This window comes from Clostridium sp., from assembly GCF_051650885.1.
In the GTDB taxonomy this organism is placed as follows: domain Bacteria; phylum Bacillota; class Clostridia; order Clostridiales; family Clostridiaceae; genus Clostridium.
In genome coordinates this window covers 1-6,795 of the sequence record NZ_JBOFRG010000300.1, presented here as the reverse complement: position 1 = coordinate 6,795, position 6,795 = coordinate 1, and the positions used below count along the sequence as shown (strand labels likewise).

Annotated in this window: 6 protein-coding genes and 1 other RNA gene; 1 reads left to right on the top strand and 6 read right to left on the bottom strand. The window is 30.0% G+C overall.

The genetic code is table 11. The features are described 5' to 3' along the window. Positions 1–27: 27 nt before the first annotated feature. On the top strand, positions 28–1,236 hold the full coding sequence (locus ACRC28_RS14165; protein ID WP_438544094.1) for a 3D domain-containing protein: 1,209 nt from the start codon (positions 28–30) through the stop codon (positions 1,234–1,236). A gap of 214 nt (positions 1,237–1,450) precedes the next feature. Here the strand turns inward: ACRC28_RS14165 and rnpB are convergent. The 6 genes from rnpB to dnaG form a co-directional block, all read right to left on the bottom strand. Beyond that, positions 1,451–1,821, bottom strand: an RNA gene (rnpB, locus tag ACRC28_RS14160) — RNase P RNA component class A. A gap of 70 nt (positions 1,822–1,891) precedes the next feature. Beyond that, a complete protein-coding gene (locus ACRC28_RS14155; RefSeq protein ID WP_438544093.1) occupies positions 1,892–2,110 on the bottom strand; it encodes a hypothetical protein in 219 nt (72 codons plus the stop codon). A 63-nt stretch (positions 2,111–2,173) separates the two neighbouring features. Next, entirely contained in the window at positions 2,174–2,959 is a 786-nt protein-coding gene (locus tag ACRC28_RS14150; protein WP_438544092.1) for a Nif3-like dinuclear metal center hexameric protein, read from the bottom strand. Between the two features lie 11 nt (positions 2,960–2,970). Further along, the gene (locus ACRC28_RS14145) at positions 2,971–3,660 is read right to left on the bottom strand and encodes a tRNA (adenine(22)-N(1))-methyltransferase (protein ID WP_438544091.1); all 690 of its coding nucleotides are present in this window, start codon (positions 3,658–3,660) and stop codon (positions 2,971–2,973) included. A 75-nt stretch (positions 3,661–3,735) separates the two neighbouring features. Next, positions 3,736–4,845, bottom strand: a complete 1,110-nt coding sequence (rpoD, locus tag ACRC28_RS14140; RefSeq protein WP_438544090.1) for an RNA polymerase sigma factor RpoD — start codon at positions 4,843–4,845, stop codon at positions 3,736–3,738. 28 nt (positions 4,846–4,873) lie between these two features. Further along, complete coding sequence (dnaG, locus tag ACRC28_RS14135; RefSeq protein WP_438544089.1) at positions 4,874–6,637, bottom strand: DNA primase; 1,764 nt, start codon at positions 6,635–6,637, stop codon at positions 4,874–4,876. Between the last annotated feature and the right edge of the window lie 158 nt (positions 6,638–6,795).

The following is a 6,795-nucleotide window of genomic DNA, read 5'->3' as shown; positions in this document are numbered from 1 at the left end:
ACGATTTATATTAGGAGGTTGTTACATATGATGAAAAAAGCATTAGTCTCTTTTTTCACTATAGTTACAGTTACATGTAGCTTAAGCGTTACTTCTTTTGCTGACACACCAAATAACAAGTCCTTAAACGATGATAAAGTACAATATAATCAAATTAGTGGCGAAATTAAAAATTTAGATTCAAATATTCGTGATCTAAATAATCAAATTGATAGTTTAAATTCGACTATCTCTACTAATAAGGATAAGGTTAAACAAATTGAAAAAAATATCGACTCTGCTAATGTTCAGATAGCAGATACACAAAAGCAAATTAACGAAGGACAAGAGGTTTTATCTAATAGACTTGCTGCTATATATAAAAGTGGAGCTTATTCTCCTGCAGCATACTTAGTATACATTTTACAATCTGATGGATTTGGACAACTAATCAGTAGAATGTATGATGTTCAAAGAATCGTGTCTATTGATGATCAACTTATAAATACTCTTAAAGATAATAGAACAAAAATTCAAACTGAAGTTGATAATTTAAATAAGCAAAAATCAGAAGTTATAACTTTAAATGATCAAACTCAAAAGAGTCTTGATTCTTTAGTAACTAAACAAAACACCGTAAAAGCGGAAAAAGCTAAATTAGATACACAACTTCAAAGTGTTGCATCTGTTATAACTGCAAATGAGGAACAATTGATAAATTACTCACTTAACGTAATAAACAATTCTAATTCATCTATAAGTGCATTAAAGAATGCTATAAGTACATTAAATGGTTTATTACCACAGTTAACAATGCAATCTGTTAAAGATCAAGCTAATAATGCAATTTCTAAAGCTAATAACTTAATTAGCCAAAAAGAAGCAGCTGAAAAAGCTCCTACACCTCCTCCTACGACTGGTGGTGGTAGTACTAGTGGTTCTGGCTCTTGGAATGGACAGTATTTAAAAGAATACTCTATGGAGGCCACAGCCTATGCTGGTGATGGAGTTACAGCTACGGGAACAGCAACCGTTAGAAATCCAAATGGAATAAGTACAGTTGCAGTTGACCCAAACGTCATCCCTCTAGGAAGTAAATTATATATTCCTGGATACGGATTTGCAGTAGCCGCTGATACTGGTGGTGCTATTAAAGGAAACAGAATAGATTTATTCATGAATTCTAATGCCGAATGTAACGCTTTCGGTAGAAGACAGATAGTTGTCTATGTAGTAGCTAACCCTGGTCAGTGGTAAAAAGAAGTATAAAATAAATTTTCCCCTAGTAGTGTAACCTACTAGGGGATTTTTCTATATATATTTATTTCATTCTTCTACTTTTTTAAATGCAAAAAAAGTAGCATTCACACGCTACTTTTTTCATATTTAAATTTTAATTTTAACTATTATATTCTCTTTATAAAAGATATTAGAAGTTTTCCTCCATCCTTATATAATTAAGTAATATAATAAAACGAGACAAGCCATAAGCGGAGTTCTGTATTAAGTAATCATCTATCTAGACTTATTGTTGCCAATAAGCTCAAGCGACACACCACGAAACGGAACGGGTCATTCCAAAATGTTTCTTTCTCGGTCTTGCTCCAAGTGGGGTTTACATAGCCATACTGTCTCCAGTATGCTGGTGAGCTCTTACCTTCGCCTTTCCACCCTTACCAGCTAATAAAAATATTAGACTCATCTTAAAAAGATTCTGGCGGTATATCTCTGTTGCACTATCCTTCAAGTCACCTTGACTGGCCGTTAGCCAGCACCCTACCCTATGGAGCTCCGACTTTCCTCTCCTAGTTTAAAACTAGCAGCGATTACACGTCTTACTCGCAATTCCTATAATATCACACTTTTTCTTTTATTCAAAGTACTTTTTTGTAAAAACATATATTTTTTTGTCTTAATCTATAAGTTGCATAATTGTAATCAGTAATGCAACTATTATAATTCCATAAAAACTTGCTCCACTAAATAAAAGAGTTGTGAATATTCCACCACATATACAGCACCTTCCCAAAGTAAACCATCCAAAGCCTGCAAAGTTTCCTAAATTTCTCTTCATATTCATGAAATTCTTATTGAAATTTCCATAAGGACCTCGTTTTCCTCTTCTACCCATATACTAAAATTCCTCACTAATTAATATCTCTATTAGTATATGTTTTTCTATCCATTCTAATTACTATAAAAATTCATATGGATCTTTTGTATTTTCTGATATTAAAAATTCTACAGTATTTATATCTTTAGTTGCCTTTTTCATTACATCTAAAAACACTAGCCATTCAGTATTAAAGTGGCCTGCATCTATTATTGTTAGCCCTAATTCCTTATAATCTAACATATAGTGGTAGCTTACATCTCCACTTATAATACAGTCTGCTCCCATTTCATAAGCTTTATTAAAATAGCTAGCTCCACTTCCATTTATAATCGCTATATTATTTATTTCTTTTTTCCCTATAGTTCCTTTTAACTTTTCAAGTTCTAAATTTTTCTTTATAGAATTTATTAACTCTTCTGCTTTAATAGGCTCTTTTAAAGAAATAAATCTTCCAATTCCTACACCTTCTTCAACACCCTTATCCATAATTGCAGAATCACTAAAACCAAGTTTTGTAACTATCTCTTTATTTATTCCATCTTTTGCAGAATCTAAATTTGTATGACTTGAATAAACTGATATATTATTTTTTATTAATGTAATTATTTTTTCTCCAAGTAAATCACCTGTTACTATTCTATTAGGCTTTTTAAAAATAAGTGGATGGTGTGTTATTATTAACTCACATTTCTTCTCTATAGCTTCATTTATTACATCCATTGTGCAATCTAGTGCTAATAGTACCTTAGTTACACTTCCATCTCTATCCCCTACCATTAAGCCTACATTATCAAAATCTTCTTTTATTCTACTTGGTGCAAACTCTTCCATTTTATTTATAACATCTTTTATTAAAATCCCCATTTAAACTCCTCCTAGCAAAATTTCATCATATTATCAATTATATCTATCTTCTCTTCTAATTCCTTTTTTCTCTTAGTTGCACTTTCACTTTCATCTTTAATATTTTCTAATATTTTCATTACCTTTTCTTTTTTACTTTCTAAAAACTCTTTCATTAATGTATTCTTACTTCTAATTAAAATTGGACTTATTTCATAATATACATCCTCTAGTTCTGTTTTATCTTCATCACTTACTCTTACTTTAAAAAATTCATAAAAAATTCCTTCATCTAAGCATATATCTTCTTTTTGTATTTTATATCCATTTGTATATAAATATTTTCTTAAAACCTCTGGATTTTGTGCTGGTAATAATAATATTTCTGCATTCTCAATTTTTTCTTTTCCTTTTTCTAATATATCTCTAATTAAATTTCCACCCATACCTGCTATAACAACAGTGCTTACTTCATCTTTCTCGATTACATCTAATCCATTTCCAAGTCTTACTTCTATTTGCTCATCTACACCTTCAAATATAGCATTTAACTTTGCTTTATCTAAAGGATCTTTATTTATGTCAGCTGCAATTGCTTTTTTAGATAAATTTCTTTTTATCCCTTCAATAGGAATATATCCATGATCTGTTCCTACATCTAATAAACAATCTTTCTCTTCAATATTTTCTAATATCATTTCTAATCTTTTACTTAATTCCATTTTCTTTTCTCCCCTTAGTTCTTCTATATTTTGTAATTTAAATTTAAAGTAAAAAAGCACCAATCGGTGCTTTTTTTAGTCTAGATAATCTTTAAGCTTTTTGCTTCTTGATGGATGTCTAAGCTTTCTTAATGCTTTAGCTTCAATTTGTCTTATTCTTTCTCTAGTAACATTAAATTCTTTTCCTACTTCCTCTAATGTTCTAGCTCTTCCATCATCTAAACCAAATCTTAATCTTAAAACTTTTTCTTCTCTTGGAGTTAATGTATCTAATACATTAATAAGTTGCTCTTTTAGCATTGTAAATGCTGCTGCTTCAGCCGGTGCTGGTGCATCATCATCTGGAATAAAGTCTCCTAAGTGACTATCCTCTTCTTCTCCTATTGGAGTTTCAAGTGATACTGGCTCTTGAGCTATTTTTTGTATTTCTCTAACCTTTTCAACTGGTAGTTCCATTACCTTTGATATTTCTTCTGGGAAAGGATCTCTTCCAAGCTCTTGAAGTAATTGTCTTTGAACTCTTATAAGCTTATTAATAGTTTCTACCATATGTACAGGTATTCTAATTGTTCTTGCTTGATCCGCAATAGCTCTAGTTATCGCCTGTCTTATCCACCAAGTAGCATATGTTGAGAACTTATACCCTTTTCTATAATCGAACTTTTCTACAGCCTTTATAAGTCCTAAATTACCTTCTTGTATTAAGTCTAGGAATAACATTCCTCTTCCTACATATCTTTTCGCAATACTTACAACAAGTCTAAGGTTTGCTTCTGCTAATTTTTTCTTAGCATACTGACTTCCTTCTTCTATTTTTCTTGCAAGTTCAATTTCTTCTTCTGAAGATAAAAGAGGTACTTTACCTATTTCTTTTAAATACATTCTAACAGGGTCATCTATTGCAATTCCTTCTGGAACTGATAGATCTATTTCTTCCTCTTCTTCTTCCTCTTCTTTTGCTTTAGTCACTTTAGCTCCTGTTACTTCTATTCCCATAGACTCAAGAACCTCATATATTTTTTCAATTTGCTCTGGATTTAATTCAATGTTATCAATTTCCTCCATTATTTCTTTATATGATAGCGTACCGCTTTTTTTACCTTTATCTATTAAATTTTTAACAACCGTCATTTTATTATTTTTTTCTTTTTTATCGTCTTTTTTTACTTTTGTTTTTTCTACCATGTATATTGCCTCCTTCCGTTACTGCCAATTACCTCATTTTTAATTCATTTATTTTTTTTCTGAGTTCTAAACTTTTTGGTGCTAACCTAAAGCTTTCCTCACTTTTCCCATTTTTTTCATACTCTTTTATATCTAGGAGTAATTTTTCATACTCTTCTTCTAGCTTAAATAATTTTATTCTTTTTATATTATCTAAAATTAATTTTTTTCTATCCTTTGCTTCAATTATTTGAAGTTCTTTTATTTTCACCCATTCGCCTGAAAGCTTCGCATCAGTACACCCACACTCAATAAATAACTCTATATTTTCTGCCTGTGTGTTTTTTCCTTCAATAACTAATCCGAACAATTTTTTATTTTCTTCTTTATTAAAGTCCTCTGCTTTTATATTGCCTAATATTTCTTCATAAAATTCATCTTTTAACATTAGTTTTATAATTGTTCTTTCAGCTTTTAAATATGCAGGTTCCACATATAATTTTGTTCTATTTTCTTCATTTTTATACATTTTTTCCTTAGTTCCAATAGAAATCAAATCATATAATGCCTGTTCTTTTATCCCTCTTTTTTCTGAAATTTGTTTTATGTGCATTGATTTCTCGATAGGGTTTAAATTTTTAATGATTTCAGTTACCCTATTTCCAAATTTAGCTACTGATTGATTATCTTTAAAGTTAATACCTTCCTCTGCTCTATTTATTCGATAAGTTATTAAATCTTCAGCGTCCTTTATTAACTTTAAAAATGCTCCCTTACCATTATTCCTAACAAATTCATCTGGGTCTTTTCCTTCAGGAACCTTTAATACCTTTATATCAAAGCCTGCTTCCTTTAAAATTTCTAGACCTCTAAGCGTTGCTGTTTGCCCTGCTACATCTGCATCAAAGGATATTATTACTTTATCTGCATATCGTTTCAAAAGCCTAGCTTGCTTTACTGTTAATGCAGTCCCAAGGGATGCAACTACATTATGAATGCCATATTGATTTAAACTTATTAAATCCATATAACCTTCCACCATAACAAAATATCTTTCTGTTACTTTATTTTTTATTGCAAAATTTAATCCGTATAAATTAGTTCCCTTTTGGAATATTAAAGTTTCTGGTGAATTTAGATATTTAGGCTTAGAATTGTCTAAAACTCTTCCACCAAACCCTATAACTCTTCCTTTATAATCAAAAACCGGAAACATTACTCTATTTCTGAATCTATCATAAGTAGTTCCATTTTTTTCACTCTTTAAAATCAAACCTGCCTCTAATAGTAATTCATCATTAAAGCCTTTTTTATTTAAATAACCTTTTAAATTTTGCCAACCTTCCTCAGCATATCCAAGTCCAAATCTTTTTATAGTAGCCTCACTTATGCCTCTTCTTAAAAAATATTCTTTCTTTTCTGCTTTATTTTGTAAATTAGCAAAAAAATATCTTGCTGCTTCAACATTTGCCTTATATAACAAATCTTTTTTCATACTAATCTTACTATCACTTTTTTCTTCTAATCCTAAAGGTATATTCACCTTCTCAGCTAAAATCTTGCAAGCATCTATAAAATTAATATTTTTTTGTTTCATTACAAATGTCAATACATTCCCTGCTTCTCCACAGCCAAAACATTTATAAATTTGCTTATCTTGCGAAACACTAAATGATGGTGATTTTTCATGATGAAATGGACATATGCCCATGTAGTTTCTTCCAGACCTTTTTAACTTAACGGTTTCTGAAATAATATCTACAATATCATTTTCATTTTTAATTCTCTCGATAGTTTCTTCTGAAATTCGCAAGGAGCTCCCTCCTTCCTCTGCAATTTATTTTGCAACTCATATATTATTCGACATTTTTTTCTCTTTTCCTTTTTTTATTTTATTTTTTTTCTCTTTGTAATAGATTTTTGCTTTAATTTACTTATTCTTCTTTAAATTTAAAATTCCTTCTTTTTTAT